The organism is Nocardia sp. NPDC049149, assembly GCF_043197455.1.
Lineage (GTDB): Bacteria > Actinomycetota > Actinomycetes > Mycobacteriales > Mycobacteriaceae > Nocardia.
This window is the reverse complement of sequence record NZ_JBICTD010000005.1, coordinates 1-15,959: the sequence shown is the minus strand read 5'-3', so window position 1 is coordinate 15,959 and position 15,959 is coordinate 1. Positions and strand designations below refer to the sequence as shown.

Sequence of the window (15,959 nt, the reverse complement as noted above, 5' to 3'; positions counted from 1 at the left end):
CGAGAATCAGGAGCCCGAAGATCGCGGCTGCGGCTCGGAAGTTCACCAGCTCTCCTCTCTGTGTCGAGGCACGGCATTGTGCTCAGGTCTCAAACTCTATGAACGCTCCTGTTCGCATTCTTGAGTAGCGCACTACCCGACTTCAGGGTTCCTGAGACACCGCCGATCCGCGTGACGCTATTTCCAGGGGCGGGAAGAGTCGGGGGATACCCGGGAACAAACCACCACCCGGGGGCGTTTTGGGAGCGTAGCGACAGTTCTGGCATACTGAACGGTCGTTGCGTCTGCTCCGTTCGAGCAGACCTCCCGCCTAGTCGGTTCCGGTTCACGTTCGGCACGAATCCGCGTGCGAACGACCCGGCGACCAATATCGAGAGGACACCCATGAAGGCAGGAATCCACCCGACGTATGTCGACACCACGGTCGTCTGTGGTTGCGGCAACACCTTCCAGACTCGCAGCACCAAGGAGTCCGGACACATCACCGTCGAAGTTTGCTCGCAGTGCCACCCGTTCTACACGGGCAAGCAGAAGATCCTCGACACCGGCGGCCGCGTGGCCCGCTTCGAGGCTCGCTACGGCAAGCGTGCAGGCAAGAAGGGCGCGGAAGACACCGCAGCCAAGTAGCTTCCTCGCCGACGCCCGGTCCTGCGCTGCAGGCCGGGCGTCGGTGCTTTGTCAGTGCCTGATAGAGGTCTTCGCCACGGCTACGTGGTGACGCTGAGCCACCTCCTCCGGCGTTGACGCGCAGCCCGCAGAGTCGGCAGGGAATTCAGGAAGAGGAAGCACAGTGACGCAACCGTCCGCGATCGACGACATTCTGGCCGAGCACGCCGGCCTGGAGACGCAGCTGTCCGACCCGGCGCTGCACAACGATCCGGGGGCCGCGCGCCGGGTCGGCAAGCGATTCGCCGAACTCGCGCCGATCATGGCCACCTACACCAAGCTGAAGTCCGCCAAGGACGATCTCGCCGCCGCGCAGGAACTCGCCGCCGACGATGCCGCGTTCGCCGCCGAGGTCCCCGACCTGGAACGACAGGTCGGCGAACTGGAGCAGTCGCTGGCCGACCTGCTCGCCCCCCGCGACCCGCACGACGGCGACGACGTGGTGCTCGAGGTGAAATCCGGTGAGGGCGGCGAGGAATCGGCGCTGTTCGCCTCCGACCTGGCCCGCATGTATGTCCGCTACGCGGAACGGCACGGCTGGAAGGTCGAGATCCTCGACGTCACCATTTCCGATCTCGGCGGCTACAAGGACGCGACGCTGTCGATCAAGAGCCGCGACGCCGCGCGCGACGGCGTCTGGTCGCGATTCAAGTTCGAAGGCGGCGTGCACCGCGTGCAGCGCGTGCCGGTCACCGAGTCGCAGGGCCGCATCCACACCTCGGCCGCCGGTGTCCTCATCTATCCGGAACCCGATGAGGTGGAAGAGGTGCAGATCGACGAGACCGACCTGCGCATCGACGTCTACCGGTCCTCCGGCAAGGGCGGCCAGGGCGTCAACACCACCGACTCCGCCGTTCGCATCACCCACCTGCCCTCCGGCATCGTGGTGACCTGCCAGAACGAGCGCTCGCAGCTGCAGAACAAGGCGCGCGCCATGCAGGTGCTCGCCGCCCGCCTGCAGGCACTCGCCGAGGAACAGGCCGACCAGGAGGCCGCGGCGGGCCGGGCCAGCCAGATCCGCACGGTGGACCGTTCCGAACGCATCCGCACCTACAACTTCCCGGAGAACCGAATCACCGACCACCGCATCGGTTTCAAGGCACACAACCTTGACGCCGTGCTGGATGGTGACCTGGACGCGCTCCTGGATGCGCTCGGCAAGGCGGATCGTGAAGCAAGGATGGCGGCTGAGTAATCAGTCCGCCGGGCTCGTAATGTGCTGGGTATGACCGTCACTCGGGTTGCTTTGCGCCCTGCCATCAATGACGCCGTCGAGACATTGCGAGCGGCAGGGGTGCACAGTCCGCAGTCCGACGCCGAGCACCTGGCCGCGCATGTCCTCGGCGTCGAACGCACTCGACTGCTGATGACCCCGCTCATCGCGCCGAGTGCGCTGGCCGAGTACCGCGCGCTCGTTGCCCGCCGCGCCTCCCGAATTCCGTTGCAGCACTTGACCGGAACCGCGGCAATGGGCGATATCGATCTCGCCGTCGGTCCCGGTGTCTTCATCCCGCGCCCCGAAACGGAATTGCTGTTCGCCTGGGCCCTCGCCCAACTGGAAACGCTGCCGCACGACCACACGCCGGTCGTCGTCGATCTCTGCACGGGCTCCGGCGCATTGGCTCTCGCCATCGCACACGCCCGCCCCGACGCCGACGTGCACGCCGTCGAACTCGACCCGGCCGCGCTGGAATGGGCTCGCCGCAACGCCGACCGATGCCAGGCGGACGGCGACACCCCCATCACCTTGCACGCCGCCGACGTCACCGATCCCGCGTTGCTGACGGAGTTGGACGGCCGCGTCGACCTCGTCGTCGCCAACCCGCCCTACATTCCCGACGGCGCCGAGCTCGACCCCGAGGTCGCCGACCACGACCCGCACATGGCCCTGTTCAGCGGTAGCGACGGCCTCGACGTCATCCGCGCGATCATCCCCACCATCACCCGCCTGCTCCGCTCGACCGGCGGAGTTGCCATCGAACACGACGACTCCAACGGCTCCGACCTCGCGGCCATGCTCGCCAAAAACGGCGACTTCGTCGACATCGTCGAACACCCCGATCTCGCCGGAAAGCCACGATTCGTCGCCGCAATTCGTGCTCAGCGCTGATCACCACTCTGTGTCGGCGTTGATCACACCGATATGCCAAGGTGGCAACTGATTTCGTGAGTACATGGGTAACTCGCCGGGGACGGGCCAGCCTGACTAACGCCGCACCGCTGGCCGCGTCCATCCGGGTGGAGCACCTAGGCCTGGCTAAAAGGCCCGGAGAGGCGGGCTAGCATATGCGGTGTGAGTACCGTCTTCGACTGCTCGGATCCCGACTCGCGCGCTGCCGGACTGACCGCAGCCACCAGTGCCCTGAAATCCGGGAGATTGGTTGTGCTGCCGACCGACACGCTGTACGGACTGGCCGCCGATGCTTTCGATTCCTCCGCGGTCAGCTCGTTGCTTGCGGCCAAGCGCCGCGGTCGTGACATGCCCGTGCCGGTCCTGGTCGGCTCGTGGCACACCATCGACGGCTTGGTCTTCTCGGTGCGCCCGCAGGCGCGCGAGCTGATCCGGGCGTTCTGGCCCGGTGGCCTGAGTTTGGTTGTGCAGCAAGCACCTTCGCTCGCCTGGGACCTCGGCGACACCCGAGGCACGGTGATGCTGCGGATGCCGCTGCATCCGGTCGCCCTGGAACTGCTGCGTGAAGTGGGTCCGCTGGCGGTCTCCAGCGCCAACGTTTCCGGACAGCCGCCCGCCAAGACCGCCGCCGAGGCCCGCGACCAGCTCGGCGACCTGGTCAGCACCTACTTGGACGGCGGTCCGGCCGACCACGCCATCGCGTCGACCATCGTCGACCTGACCGCCGACCAGCCGCGCATCCTGCGCGAGGGCGCGGTCCCCATCGGCGATATCGCCGATGTGCTCGGAATGTCGCCAGAGGCGCTGTCCAGCGCCTCCGTCAAATGATCGCGACGAGCCTCACGGTTCCGATGATCGGTGGGTGCGTCGCGTGATCGGTTCCGGTGCGGTCGTCCCGCTGCGGGAGCTGCTGCTCGTTCTGCTCGTCTCCGCGGTGGTGACCTTCCTTGCCACCGGCGGAATTCGGGTGCTCGCCATCGGATTCGGCGCGGTGGCGGTGCCGCGTGAGCGTGACGTGCACGTCAAACCGATTCCGCGGATGGGTGGGGTCGGCATCTATGTCGGCGTTGTCGCGGCGATCCTGTTCGCGCACCAGCTTCCCGCGCTGCGCCGTGGTTTCGACTACAGCCCGAACATTCCGGCCGCGGTGCTGGTCGGCGCCACGATCATCGTCGCGGTCGGCATCGTCGACGACCGCTGGGGACTCGACGCGCTGACGAAGTTCGCCGGGCAGGTGACGGCGGCGGGCGTGATCGCCGTGCTGGGTTTGAGCTGGTACAGCATCTACAACCCGTTCAACAACACGACGGTGTTCCTGGACGCGCTGCAGGGCGGTCTTGTCACGGTCGCGGTCACCGTGACCCTGGTCAACGCGATGAATTTCGTCGACGGGCTCGACGGCCTGGCCGCCGGGCTCGGCCTGATCGCGGCGCTCGCGGTGTTCGTTTTCGCGCTCGGGTTGATGAACGAGCAGGGCGGCTCGGTCGACACCTATCCGCCCGCGCTGCTTGCCGCGGCGTTGGCAGGCGCCTGTCTCGGTTTCCTCCCGCACAACTTCCAGCCCGCGCGGATCTTCATGGGCGACTCGGGTTCGATGCTGATCGGCCTGGTGCTTGCCGCGGTGTCGACCAGCGCGTCCGGCCGCATCCCGCTGCAGGGTTTCGGCACGAAGGACATCGTCGGTCTGCTGTCGCCGCTGCTGCTGGTCGGCGCGGTGATGTTCATTCCGGTGCTGGATCTGGTGCTCGCCATCGTGCGCAGGGTGCGCGCGGGTGTGAGCTTCTCCACTCCGGACAAGATGCACCTGCATCACCGGTTGCTGCAGATCGGGCATTCGCACCGGCGTGTGGTGCTGCTCATCTACTTGTGGGTCGGGATCCTCGCGTTCGGCGCCGTCGGCACCGCGCTGATGGACCGTCGCCTTGTTGTCCTGCTGATGGCCGGTGGGCTGGTGTTCGCGCTCGTGGTGACGGCGGTTCCCGGCCTGCGCCGCGGGGAGGCGGCGGAGGAGCAGAAGCCGTCCGGGTAGGGTCTGGGAACGTGAACTTCACTCCCACTCCTGTGCCAGGTCCCGATGCCCCGCTCAAGGCGGCGCTGCGCTACGGCCTGATCGGGCTCGGTGTGCTGGTGGTGCTGTCCGTCGCGATCGGCACCATCGCCAAGGGCACGCCCGGGTTGTGGGGCGCGGTGTTCGGTTCCGCGATCGGCGGTGGATTCATCCTGACCACTGCCGCGGTGGTCTTGTTCGGCGCGAAACTGCAGCCGTCCATCGCGGGCATGGTGATTCTCGGCAGCTGGGTCGGCAAAATGCTGGTGGCCCTTTTGGTCATAGCGATTCTGAATCAATTCGACTTTTATGACCGAATGGTCCTTTTCTTGACGGTGATCGGCGCGCTGGTCATCGTGCTCGGCGCGGAGGCGTATGGCGTTGTCCGCCAGCGGGTTCCGTACGTGACGGTGCCGGAACCGGCCGCCGAGGACCCTGATCGGGAAGATTGATCCCCACCCACCTACACGCTGTCGTAGATAACTTGGTAAAGTGTTGGTAAGCAAGCACCCAAGCAAGGGGGGATCGTCGAGATCCCTCTGAGTACCGCTATGCTTACTGCCGTGCCGGGCACCCCCTTAGGGGTACCGGTTCTGCATGTCGACGATGTCGCCGACACACGTACAGACGCCAGGTGGAAAACAAACCCGCCGCACAGCTGCTGACGAACTTCGAGCCGACCTGAGTCGACCCAAATTGATCGTCAATGTCCGATCGAACCGTGAGCTCAACCGAACTCACGGCCCGAACACGGGAGAGAACGCTGAGCGTCACCACTTTGGCGGGCGAGTTCCACGCGCCATCGCTGTCCGACTTCTACCCTCCAGCGCTGCTGTTCGAGGGTACGCCGTTCGAAATCGATCGTTTGATGATGGTCCGGCTGCTGATGACGGCCGTCCTGATTATCGTGATGATCCTCGCATTTCGGAGTCCGCGCCTCATCCCGCGCGGCCTGCAGAACATTGCCGAGACCGGTCTGGTGTTCGTCAAGGAGCAGATTTCCGACGAAGTATTGGGCAAGGAATCCGGACGTAAGTACTTCCCGCTCATCGCGACGATCTTCTTCACGGTTCTGTTCCTGAACTTCTCCGGCGTCATTCCGGGATTGAACATCTCGTCGAACGCCCGAATCGGCATGCCGCTGGTGCTGGCCGCGATCGCGTACATCGCCTTCAACTACGTCGGCATCAGAAAATACGGATTCTTTACGTACCTGCGTAGCAGCATCGTGGTGCCGAATGTGCCACCTGCGCTCCATCTACTGCTGATTCCGATCGAGTTCCTGTCGACCTTCATCCTGCGTCCGTTCACGCTGATGGTCCGACTCATGGCGAACATGCTCGCCGGACATATCATGTTGGTGCTGTTCTTCAGTGCTACCTGGTTCTTCTTGTTCGACGCGGTCTCGTGGATGAAGGTGTTCTCGCCGTTCTCGCTGCTCGCGGGACTCGGGTTCACCCTCTTCGAGCTGTTGGTCATCTTCCTGCAGGCCTATGTGTTTGCGCTGCTGACCGCCGTTTACATCGGACTCGCACAACACGCAGATTCACACTGACCTGCCTGAATGTTTTGAACCTGCTACACCTCGCCGACCGGCGGGTGTGCAACAGAAAGGGAATGGAAGACTCATGAGCCTCGCGTACCTGGCCCAGGAAGCCGCAACCAACTCGGACAAGGTCAAGGGCTATGGCGCCATCGGCTTCGGTCTGGCGGCAATCGGCCCCGGCATCGGCGTCGGCATCGTCGTCGGTAAGGCAATTGAAGGCATCGCCCGTCAGCCCGAGCTGCAGGGCACCATCCGGACCACCATGTTCCTCGGCATCGCGTTCACCGAAGCGCTTGCCCTGATCGGCCTCGTCGCCGGCTTCATCTTCTGATTCCGATGAACGGGTTCTCTGTTCTCGCAGCGGGAAGTGGAGAGGATGTGAATCCTCTTCTCCCCGAGACGTACGACATCGTTTGGTCGGTCGTGTGCGTCGCGATCATCGCAGTTGTCTTCTACAAGTACGTGATTCCGCGTCTGATGAAGGTGCTCGACGAGCGCGCCGACAAGATCGAGGGTGGCATCAAGCGCGCCGAAGTCGCGCAGGAAGAGGCCCAGCTCACGCTGCAGCAGTACCAGCAGCAGCTGGCTGAGGCCAGGCTCGAGGCCGCACGCATCCGTGAGGAAGCGCGCACCCAGGGCCAGCAGATCCTCGCGCAGATGCGCGCGGATGCCCAGGCCGAAAGCGACCGCATCGTCGCCGCAGGCCACCACCAGCTGGAGGCCCAGCGTCAGCAGATCCTTACCGAACTGCGCACCGAACTCGGCCATACCGCCGTAGATTTGGCCGAAAAGATTATCGGGCAGTCGGTTTCGGACGAAGCTAAGCAGGCGGCGTCCATCGAGCGGTTCCTGACCGAGCTCGACGACGAGTCGAAAGCCGGCATCGGGGTCGGAAGGTAGCGACGCGAAAGTGAGAAGCATGTACGCAGCGAGCCGCGAGGCCTGCGCCCGGTCTCGGGAGGCGCTCAGGGCCGCTCTGACCGGAAGCGACAGTGTTGCGGCCACGACGGGGTCCGAACTGTTCGCCGTTGTCGCCGTGCTGGACGACCAGCGTTCGCTGCGTGTTGCGCTCGCGGACGTGTCGGTGCCCGGCTCGGTGCGGGCCGAGCTCAGCGAACGGGTCTTCGGCGGCAAGGTCAGCCCGGCCACTCAGGCCGTGCTGACCACCGCCGTTGCCCAGGACTGGTCCAGGACCGCCGACCTGGTCGACACCCTGGTGTTGCTCGGGCAAGAGGCGTTGCTGGAGTCGGCGTCCGACAGTGGTCGCCTCGACGCGGTCGAGGACGAGATGTTCCGGCTCGGCCGGATCATCAGCGACAATCCCGAACTGGAGCAGGCACTTTCCGATCGGGCCAAGCCGGCCGAGGCAAAGCGGGAATTGATCGGTCGCCTGCTCAACGGCAAGACCGAACCCATCACCCTCACCCTGGCGGAGCAGGTGGTGTCCAGGCAGAAGCAGCCTGTCGGCGTGGCATTCGACGAGCTGTCCGACCTGGCGGCAGCCCGCCGCGATCAGATCGTCGCGCACGTGCGCGCGGCGATCGAACTGTCGGCACCGCAGCGGGACCGGCTTGCCGCCTCGCTGAAACGCATCTATGGCAAGCCGATTCAGGTCCACGTGCAGGTCGACCAGAGCCTGCTGAGCGGGCTGGTCGTGCACGTCGGCGACGACGTGATCGACGGCAGCGCCATCGGCAGGCTCGAACGGCTGCGCCGGTCGCTGACCTGACCCGCCCCCACCCCCCGACATTCGACACAGCGAGAGCAGGAAGAACATGGCGGAGCTGACGATCTCCTCCGACGAGATCCGTAGCGCGATCGAGAGCTACACGCAGAGCTACACCCCGGAAACGTCCATCGAGGAAGTCGGTGTTGTCACCGACACCGCAGACGGCATCGCGCATGTGAGCGGTCTGCCTTCGGCGATGGCCAACGAACTGTTGGAGTTCCCCGGCGGCGTGCTCGGTGTGGCATTGAACCTCGAGGACCGCGCGATCGGTGCGGTCATCCTCGGCGAGTACGCCGACCTCGAAGAGGGCCAGCAGGTCCGTCGGACCGGCGACGTGCTCTCGGTCCCGGTCGGTGACAACTTCCTCGGCCGCGTGGTCGACCCGCTCGGCAAGCCGATCGACGGCCTCGGCGACATCGAGGCCGAAGAGCAGCGCGTGCTCGAGCTGCAGGCCGCGTCGGTGCTGGAGCGTCAGCCGGTCGAGGAGCCGCTGGCCACCGGCATCACTGCTGTCGATGCGCTCACCGCGATCGGCCGCGGCCAGCGTCAGCTCATCATCGGCGACCGCAAGACCGGCAAGACCGCGGTCTGCATCGACGCCATCCTGGCGCAGAAGGCGAACTGGGAGTCGGGCGACCCGAAGAAGCAGGTGCGCTGCATCTACGTCGCCATCGGCCAGAAGGGTTCCACCATCGCGGGCGTCAAGACCGCGCTGGAGGCACACGGTGCGCTCGAGTACACCACCATCGTCGCGGCGCCTGCCTCGGACTCCGCCGGCTTCAAATGGCTTGCGCCGTACACCGGTTCGGCCATCGGCCAGCACTGGATGTACCAGGGCAAGCACGTTCTCATCGTGTTCGACGACCTGACCAAGCAGGCCGAGGCGTACCGCGCCATCTCGCTGCTGCTGCGTCGCCCGCCGGGCCGTGAGGCGTACCCGGGTGACGTCTTCTACCTGCACTCGCGTCTGCTCGAGCGTTGCGCCAAGCTGTCCGACGAGCTGGGCGCAGGCTCGATGACCGGCCTGCCGATCATCGAGACCAAGGCCAACGACATCTCGGCGTTCATTCCGACCAACGTCATCTCGATCACCGACGGCCAGGTCTTCCTCGAGTCCGACCTGTTCAACAAGGGCGTTCGCCCGGCGATCAACGTCGGTACCTCGGTCTCCCGTGTCGGTGGCGCTGCCCAGACCAAGGGCATGAAGAAGGTCGCCGGTTCGCTGCGTCTGGAAATGGCGCAGTTCCGCGAGCTGGAAGCGTTCTCCGCGTTCGCCTCCGACCTCGACGCCGCGTCGCTGGCGCAGCTCGAGCGTGGCGCCCGCTGGGTCGAGCTGCTCAAGCAGGACCAGTACGCGCCGGTCGCGGTCGAGGACCAGATCGTCTCGATCTTCCTGGTCGACGCCGGCTACTACGACTCGGTTCCGGTCGCCGACATCCGCCGCTTCAACCGCGAGGTGCTCGAACACCTGCACCGCGCCGCGGCCGACGCCTACGCCTCGATCGAGGGTGGCAAGGTCCTCAAGGACGAAGCCGCCGATCAGATCAAGGCGGAGACCGACAAGTTCAAGCAGGGCTTCCTCGCCTCCGACGGCAGCCGTGTCGTGAACGAGGCAGAGGCGGGCGATCTCGAGCACGAAGAGGTCGAGACGCTGTCGGTCACCCGCAAGCACGTCGAGAAGTGACCTGGGTTCCGGACTGATGCGAGTTATTCGTTATCTCGAGACGAATGAAGGGAGTGTGAACCGCTGATGGCAAGTTTGCGTGAATTGCGCTCCCGCATTCGTGGTGTGAATTCGATCAAGAAGATCACCAAGGCCCAGGAGCTGATCGCGACATCGCGAATCTCCAAGGCGCAGGCCAGGGTTGCGGCCGCCAAGCCGTACGCCGAGGAGATCACCAAGGTCCTCGGCGAGTTGGCGAACGCGTCGCAGAACCTGACCCACCCGCTGCTGACCGAGCGCGTCGACCCGCGCCGGGCGGCCGTGCTGGTGATCACCAGTGACAGCGGCATGGCGGGCGGCTACAACTCCAACGTGCTCAAGCGCGCCGAAGAGTTGATGCACACGCTGCGTGGTGAGGGCAAGGAACCGGTGATCTACGTGATGGGCAGCAAGGGCCTCACGTACTACACCTTCCGCAACCGCACGCCGGTCGCCTCGTGGACCGGGTTCTCGCAGCAGCCGAAGTACTCCGATGCTTCGGCGGCGTGCAACCACCTGGTCGAGGCCTTCATGGCAGGCTCCGACGGTGTGGTGCCCGCTCCGGACGGCACGGGCGACATCGCCGGTGTCGACGAGCTGCACATCGTGTACACGCGCTTCGTGTCGATGTTGACGCAGACTCCTGAGGTGCGCCGGTTGGCGCCGATCCAGGTGAGCTACATCGACGAGAACTTCGACATGGGCGAGGACATCGTGTCGGATTCGCCGACGGCGGATGTGCACGCGCAGTACGAGTTCGAGCCCGACGCCAGTGTGCTGCTGGCAGCCCTGCTGCCGAAGTACATCAACACGCGTATCTACTCATCGTTGCTCGAGGCAGCGGCATCCGAGTCCGCGGCTCGGCGCACCGCAATGAAGGCAGCCACCGACAACGCCAACGAACTGGCCAATGTGCTTTCGAGGCAGGCGAATTCGGTGCGGCAAGCCCAGATCACGCAGGAAATCAGTGAGATTGTCGGCGGCGTAAACGCCCTGGCTTCGAGCTCGGACCGCGACTAAGCGCAGGAAGAGAAAAATGACCGCAGCAGTCACGCAAGACAACACGAGTCGGACCGGCGCAGACTCAGGTCGCGTCGTCCGAGTCATCGGCCCCGTCGTTGACGTCGAGTTCCCAAGGGGCTCGATCCCAGACCTGTTCAACGCCCTGCACGCCGAGGTCACGCTGACCTCGGTGGCCAAGACCCTGACCCTCGAGGTCGCCCAGCACCTCGGTGACGGCATCGTGCGTTGCATCTCGATGCAGCCCACCGACGGCTTGGTCCGTAGCGCGCCCGTCACCGACACCGGCAAGCCGATCTCGGTGCCGGTCGGTGACGTCGTCAAGGGCCACGTCTTCAACGCCCTCGGCGAGTGCCTGGACTCTCCTGGCCTCGGCCGTGACGGCGAGCAGTGGGGCATCCACCGCAAGCCCCCGTCATTCGACCAGCTCGAGGGTAAGACCGAGATCCTGGAGACGGGCATCAAGGTCATCGACCTGCTCACCCCGTACGTGAAGGGTGGCAAGATCGGCCTGTTCGGTGGCGCCGGCGTCGGCAAGACCGTGCTGATCCAGGAGATGATCACCCGTATCGCGAAGGAGTTCTCCGGTACGTCGGTGTTCGCCGGCGTCGGTGAGCGCACCCGTGAGGGCACCGACCTGCACCTGGAAATGGAAGAGATGGGCGTCCTCCAGGACACCGCCCTCGTCTTCGGCCAGATGGACGAGCCGCCGGGCACGCGTATGCGCGTCGCCCTCTCGGCCCTCACCATGGCCGAGTACTTCCGCGACGTGCAGCACCAGGACGTGCTGCTGTTCATCGACAACATCTTCCGGTTCACCCAGGCCGGTTCCGAGGTGTCGACCCTGCTCGGCCGGATGCCTTCGGCCGTCGGTTACCAGCCGACCCTGGCGGACGAGATGGGTGAGCTCCAGGAGCGCATCACCTCGACCCGTGGTCGGTCGATCACCTCGCTGCAGGCGATCTACGTGCCCGCCGACGACTACACCGACCCGGCCCCGGCGACCACCTTCGCCCACCTCGATGCGACGACCGAGCTTTCCCGCCCGATCTCGCAGAAGGGCATCTACCCGGCCGTCGACCCGCTGACCTCGACCTCCCGCATCCTGGAGGCCTCGATCGTCGGTGACCGGCACTTCGCGGTGGCCAACGAGGTGAAGCGGATCCTGCAGAAGTACAAGGAGCTGCAGGACATCATCGCCATCCTCGGCATGGACGAGCTCTCCGAAGAGGACAAGGTCCTCGTCGGCCGGGCCCGTCGTCTGGAGAAGTTCCTCGGTCAGAACTTCCTCGTCGCCGAGAAGTTCACCGGCCAGGTCGGTTCGGTGGTTCCGCTGGAGCAGACGATCGACGACTTCGACCGGGTCTGCAAGGGCGAGTTCGACCACTTCCCGGAGCAGGCGTTCAACTCCTGCGGTGGCCTCGACGACGTCGAGGCGGCCGCGAAGAAGATCGCCGGAAAGTAGTCACCGATGTCGGAAATGTCAGTTGATCTCGTCGCCGTCGAGCGGCTGCTCTGGTCCGGCCAGGCAACGTTCGTCAGTGCGCAGACCACCGAGGGCCAGATCGGCATCATGCCGGGCCACGAGCCTCTGCTCGGCCAGTTGGTCGAGGGCGGCATCGTGTCCATCGTGGACACCGACGGTCAGCGCATCGTCGCTGCGGTGCACGGCGGCTTCTTCTCGGTGACCGCGACCACGGTCCGGGTGCTCGCCGAGTCCGCGGAGTTCGCGGACGAGGTCGACGTCGAAGCGGCCCGCCGCGTGCTCGCCGATTCGGCGGCAAGCGAGGAGGACCAGCTGGCGGCCCAGGCCCAGGTGCGCGCGGTGGAGCAGATCGCCAACGCGTAAGCGACAACCCGGTATTCAGCACGACACTGTCGGCGGCGAAGGTCTCTTCGCCGCCGACAGCTGTATCAAGACACAGCCCCGCAGTTTGTAAACTTGGGGTCGTGGTTGAATGACCGCACGGCGGTGTGCGCTATGGACCCGGACGCGGCAGCTCGGCTGACCACGAAGGGCTCGCGAACACCGCCGATTTGAATACGGGTGCCGGCGACACGGCTGCGGCGGCACAGCGGCAGAGCGAAGGGACGAACTGCATTGCAGACCGGGATGGTTCTCCTGATCATTCTGGTGCTGACGCTCGTGTTCCTTGCCCTTGCTTCGACTTATCGCCTGATCATGTTGCGCCGCGGTGGAACCGCCGCGATCCTGCGCATGCTCCCCGCCCGTGGTGGGCAGGGCTGGCGGCACGGATTGATCAGGTACGACGAGGACCGAATGGTCTTTTTCAAGCTGACGAGCCTGAAGCTCGGACCCGACTGCACAATTCACCGGCAGGGCATCGAGATCGGCGATCGTCGCGAGCCGGTCGGCGACGAGTACGACATCATGACCGACGACATCGCGGTGATCGCGGTCTCCGATCGTGACGGCAGCTTCGAGCTGGCCCTGGATCGCCCCGCCCGCACCGCATTTCTGTCCTGGGTGGAGTCCCGCCCCTCCGATCGCACGCGCAGAATGCGCTGAGCTTGCCCGCCTCTCCGCGTTTTCTGGCCAGACCCAGGTGCGGTGCGAGTCGCGTTGGCGGCAGGCAGCAGCGGACTTGGTCGAGTCAGCCGGTACCCGGTGAGTTACCCATGTGCTTACGGCATCAGTTGTTGCGTGTTACGGGATAGGGTTGCCGTGTGAGTGTGCATCTAACGCGGATCTACACGCGTACCGGTGACGACGGGACGACGGGTCTCAGCGACTTTTCGCGAGTCGCGAAGACCGATCCGCGGTTGGTCGCGTACGCGGACTGCGATGAGACGAACTCCGCTATCGGCGTTGCGATCGCGCTCGGACAGCCGGACGAGCACCTCGTCGAGGTCCTGCGGCAGATACAGAACGATCTGTTCGACGCGGGCGCCGACCTGTCGACCCCGGTTGTCGCGGAACCGAAGTACCCGCCGCTGCGCATCACCCAGCCCTACATCGACCGGCTCGAAACCTGGTGCGACGAGTTCAATGCCGAACTGCCAGCACTGAATTCGTTCATTCTGCCGGGTGGCACGGCGCTGGCCGCGCTGCTGCACACGGCGCGCACCGTCGCCAGGCGCGCGGAGCGTTCGGCGTGGGCGGCGATCGAGACACACCCGGACGACACGAATGTGCTCCCGGCGAAGTACCTCAACCGCCTGTCCGACCTGCTTTTCATCCTGAGCCGCGTGGCGAATCCCGGCGGCGATATCCTGTGGAAGCCCGGCGGAACCAGGTCGAGCACCTGATAATGCTCGAGACACGAGGACACACGTCCTGAGTACATGGGTAACACCCCGGGTACCCCCAGAACTCAGCCCGGCACCCGACCGCCGGCCCGCAACCGAACTACCGTGGCACCCAGAGTGCGCTGAATACCCGGAGCGGCGGAGCTGGATACCTGGAGTGGCGGGCCAGTGCCGCAACTATCCTTGCACCCAACAGTGCGCCGAATACGCGGAGAGGCGGCATGGAACGGTTTTTGGTTACCGGCGGGAATCGACTCGTCGGTGAAGTCGCGGTGGGGGGCGCCAAGAACAGCGTCCTCAAGCTGATGGCCGCTGCCTTGCTGGCTGAAGGCACCACCACGATCACGAACTGCCCGGACATTCTGGACGTGCCGCTGATGGGTGACGTGCTGCGCGGCCTCGGCTGCGACGTCACGATCGATGCCGGGGTGGTCACCATCAACACCCCGGCGGAACCGAAGTATCACGCGGACTTTCCCGCGGTCACGCAGTTCCGTGCGTCGGTCTGCGTGCTCGGCCCGTTGATGGCGCGCTGCAAGCGGGCGGTCGTCGCGCTGCCCGGCGGCGACGCGATCGGTTCCCGGCCGCTGGACATGCACCAGGCCGGCCTCCGGCTGCTCGGCGCGACCAGCGAGATCGAGCACGGTTGCGTGGTCGCGCGCGCCGACGAACTGCAGGGCGCCAAGATTCGGCTCGACTTCCCCTCCGTGGGTGCGACCGAGAACATCTTGATGGCCGCGGTGCTCGCCGAGGGCGAGACGGTGATCGACAACGCCGCGCGCGAACCCGACATCGTCGATCTGTGCAACATGCTGGTGCAGATGGGCGCCCGGATCACCGGCGCAGGCACGTCGGTGTTGACCGTGCAGGGCGTCAAGCGGCTGTCGCCCACCAACCACCGGGTGATCGGCGACCGCATCGTCGCCGCAACCTGGGGCATCGCCGCGGCGATGACGATGGGTGACGTGCGGGTGACCGGCGTCAATCCCAAGCACCTGTCCTTGGTGTTGGACAAGCTGCGGTCCTCGGGTGCGCGGATCTCGTTCGAGCAGGACGGGTTCCGGGTGGTGCAGGCGGAGCGGCCGCGCGCGGTGAACTTCTCGACGCTGCCGTTCCCCGGCTTCCCGACCGATCTGCAGCCGATGGCGATCGGGCTCGCCGCGATCGCGGACGGCACGTCGATGATCACCGAGAACGTTTTCGAGGCGCGCTTCCGCTTTGTCGAAGAGATGATCCGGCTCGGCGCCGACGCGCGGACCGACGGGCATCACGCAGTGGTGCGCGGGATTCCGCGGCTGTCCAGTGCGCCGGTGTGGTCGTCGGATATTCGGGCAGGCGCCGGCTTGGTGCTCGCCGGTCTGGTTGCCGAGGGGACCACCGAGGTGCACGACGTCTTCCACATCGACCGTGGCTACCCGAAATTCGTTGAGCAGCTACAGGCTCTGGGTGGTTCGGTGGAGCGGGTCGGCGCAGCTGAATGACAGATGAACGCTGAAAACCCTTCCTGACCAGGCGATTTGACATGATGCACGCAGACACGTAACTTTATTCAGGTCAGAGCGACACGGACACCGACCCGGGGCCGAGGAGCTGAGCGGAAACGCTGAGCGAGAGGCCAGGGAAACGAGGTAGTACGAGGAGCGCCTGACGCTCACACTAGCTTGATCGAGACCCTGATTTGGAATCGGGGGAGCGACTGAGCTAAGCTGGATAAGTTGCCTCACCGATCAATCGGCTTGAAACCCGGGCGATGGTGTGTGCGTGTGTTCTTTGAGAACTCAATAGTGTGTCGATGAATGTCAGTGCCAATATTTTATTGGTTCCGGCCTTTCATACCCCCCGGTTGGA

Annotated in this window: 17 protein-coding genes; all 17 read left to right on the top strand. The window is 65.2% G+C overall.

The genetic code is table 11. From position 1 onward, the window contains the following. Nucleotides 1-384: 384 nt before the first annotated feature. The 17 genes from rpmE to murA all read left to right on the top strand — a co-directional run bounded on the left by rpmE (nt 385) and on the right by murA (nt 15,592). A complete protein-coding gene (gene rpmE, locus ACGFNJ_RS20255; RefSeq protein WP_393450112.1) occupies nt 385-627 on the top strand; it encodes a 50S ribosomal protein L31 in 243 nt (80 codons plus the stop codon). 163 nt (nt 628-790) lie between these two features. Continuing rightward, nucleotides 791-1,861, top strand: a complete 1,071-nt coding sequence (prfA, locus tag ACGFNJ_RS20250; protein ID WP_069167558.1) for a peptide chain release factor 1 — start codon at nt 791-793, stop codon at nt 1,859-1,861. 30 nt (nt 1,862-1,891) lie between these two features. Then, nucleotides 1,892-2,776, top strand: a complete 885-nt coding sequence (gene prmC, locus ACGFNJ_RS20245) for a peptide chain release factor N(5)-glutamine methyltransferase (RefSeq protein ID WP_393450107.1) — start codon at nt 1,892-1,894, stop codon at nt 2,774-2,776. Nucleotides 2,777-2,959: 183 nt separating this feature from the next. Then, nucleotides 2,960-3,625 (top strand): L-threonylcarbamoyladenylate synthase, encoded by a 666-nt coding sequence (locus ACGFNJ_RS20240; protein ID WP_393450104.1) that lies wholly within the window; start codon nt 2,960-2,962, stop codon nt 3,623-3,625. A 43-nt stretch (nt 3,626-3,668) separates the two neighbouring features. Continuing rightward, nucleotides 3,669-4,826 (top strand): MraY family glycosyltransferase, encoded by a 1,158-nt coding sequence (locus ACGFNJ_RS20235; protein WP_084655533.1) that lies wholly within the window; start codon nt 3,669-3,671, stop codon nt 4,824-4,826. A gap of 11 nt (nt 4,827-4,837) precedes the next feature. After that, nucleotides 4,838-5,296, top strand: a complete 459-nt coding sequence (locus ACGFNJ_RS20230; RefSeq protein ID WP_393450101.1) for a hypothetical protein — start codon at nt 4,838-4,840, stop codon at nt 5,294-5,296. Between the two features lie 254 nt (nt 5,297-5,550). Then, a complete protein-coding gene (gene atpB / locus ACGFNJ_RS20225; protein WP_084655534.1) occupies nt 5,551-6,399 on the top strand; it encodes a F0F1 ATP synthase subunit A in 849 nt (282 codons plus the stop codon). Between the two features lie 73 nt (nt 6,400-6,472). Beyond that, nucleotides 6,473-6,721 (top strand): ATP synthase F0 subunit C, encoded by a 249-nt coding sequence (locus ACGFNJ_RS20220; protein ID WP_069167563.1) that lies wholly within the window; start codon nt 6,473-6,475, stop codon nt 6,719-6,721. A gap of 5 nt (nt 6,722-6,726) precedes the next feature. After that, nucleotides 6,727-7,290, top strand: coding sequence for a F0F1 ATP synthase subunit B (locus tag ACGFNJ_RS20215; RefSeq protein ID WP_393450098.1), 564 nt, complete (start codon nt 6,727-6,729; stop codon nt 7,288-7,290). Nucleotides 7,291-7,309: 19 nt separating this feature from the next. Continuing rightward, complete coding sequence (locus tag ACGFNJ_RS20210) at nt 7,310-8,119, top strand: F0F1 ATP synthase subunit delta (RefSeq protein WP_393450095.1); 810 nt, start codon at nt 7,310-7,312, stop codon at nt 8,117-8,119. 46 nt (nt 8,120-8,165) lie between these two features. After that, nucleotides 8,166-9,803 carry a F0F1 ATP synthase subunit alpha gene (atpA, locus tag ACGFNJ_RS20205; protein ID WP_393450092.1) on the top strand — a complete coding sequence of 546 codons (1,638 nt, stop codon included), beginning with the start codon at nt 8,166-8,168 and terminating at the stop codon, nt 9,801-9,803. Between the two features lie 66 nt (nt 9,804-9,869). Further along, nucleotides 9,870-10,841, top strand: a complete 972-nt coding sequence (locus tag ACGFNJ_RS20200; protein WP_393450089.1) for a F0F1 ATP synthase subunit gamma — start codon at nt 9,870-9,872, stop codon at nt 10,839-10,841. A 16-nt stretch (nt 10,842-10,857) separates the two neighbouring features. Next, complete coding sequence (atpD, locus tag ACGFNJ_RS20195; protein WP_393450086.1) at nt 10,858-12,306, top strand: F0F1 ATP synthase subunit beta; 1,449 nt, start codon at nt 10,858-10,860, stop codon at nt 12,304-12,306. 6 nt (nt 12,307-12,312) lie between these two features. Continuing rightward, nucleotides 12,313-12,690, top strand: coding sequence for a F0F1 ATP synthase subunit epsilon (locus tag ACGFNJ_RS20190; RefSeq protein WP_029903031.1), 378 nt, complete (start codon nt 12,313-12,315; stop codon nt 12,688-12,690). Between the two features lie 264 nt (nt 12,691-12,954). Then, entirely contained in the window at nt 12,955-13,371 is a 417-nt protein-coding gene (locus tag ACGFNJ_RS20185) for a DUF2550 domain-containing protein (RefSeq protein ID WP_393450082.1), read from the top strand. 158 nt (nt 13,372-13,529) lie between these two features. After that, nucleotides 13,530-14,111, top strand: coding sequence for a cob(I)yrinic acid a,c-diamide adenosyltransferase (locus ACGFNJ_RS20180; RefSeq protein ID WP_393450079.1), 582 nt, complete (start codon nt 13,530-13,532; stop codon nt 14,109-14,111). Nucleotides 14,112-14,332: 221 nt separating this feature from the next. After that, nucleotides 14,333-15,592: a UDP-N-acetylglucosamine 1-carboxyvinyltransferase gene (murA, locus tag ACGFNJ_RS20175; protein WP_069167571.1), complete on the top strand. Its 1,260-nt coding sequence runs from the start codon at nt 14,333-14,335 to the stop codon at nt 15,590-15,592. Nucleotides 15,593-15,959 lie beyond the last annotated feature (367 nt).

Bases quoted from the DNA above. Each gene is read 5' to 3' on its own strand.
- atpA (WP_393450092.1), top strand. From the start codon at position 8,166: ATGGCGGAGCTGACGATCTCCTCCGACGAGATCCGTAGCGCGATCGAG.
- ACGFNJ_RS20210 (WP_393450095.1), top strand. From the start codon at position 7,310: ATGTACGCAGCGAGCCGCGAGGCCTGCGCCCGGTCTCGGGAGGCGCTC.
- ACGFNJ_RS20190 (WP_029903031.1), top strand. From the start codon at position 12,313: ATGTCGGAAATGTCAGTTGATCTCGTCGCCGTCGAGCGGCTGCTCTGG.
- ACGFNJ_RS20215 (WP_393450098.1), top strand. From the start codon at position 6,727: ATGAACGGGTTCTCTGTTCTCGCAGCGGGAAGTGGAGAGGATGTGAAT.
- prmC (WP_393450107.1), top strand. From the start codon at position 1,892: ATGACCGTCACTCGGGTTGCTTTGCGCCCTGCCATCAATGACGCCGTC.
- rpmE (WP_393450112.1), top strand. From the start codon at position 385: ATGAAGGCAGGAATCCACCCGACGTATGTCGACACCACGGTCGTCTGT.
- atpB (WP_084655534.1), top strand. From the start codon at position 5,551: ATGTCCGATCGAACCGTGAGCTCAACCGAACTCACGGCCCGAACACGG.
- ACGFNJ_RS20220 (WP_069167563.1), top strand. From the start codon at position 6,473: ATGAGCCTCGCGTACCTGGCCCAGGAAGCCGCAACCAACTCGGACAAG.
- murA (WP_069167571.1), top strand. From the start codon at position 14,333: ATGGAACGGTTTTTGGTTACCGGCGGGAATCGACTCGTCGGTGAAGTC.
- atpD (WP_393450086.1), top strand. From the start codon at position 10,858: ATGACCGCAGCAGTCACGCAAGACAACACGAGTCGGACCGGCGCAGAC.
- ACGFNJ_RS20185 (WP_393450082.1), top strand. From the start codon at position 12,955: ATGGTTCTCCTGATCATTCTGGTGCTGACGCTCGTGTTCCTTGCCCTT.
- ACGFNJ_RS20200 (WP_393450089.1), top strand. From the start codon at position 9,870: ATGGCAAGTTTGCGTGAATTGCGCTCCCGCATTCGTGGTGTGAATTCG.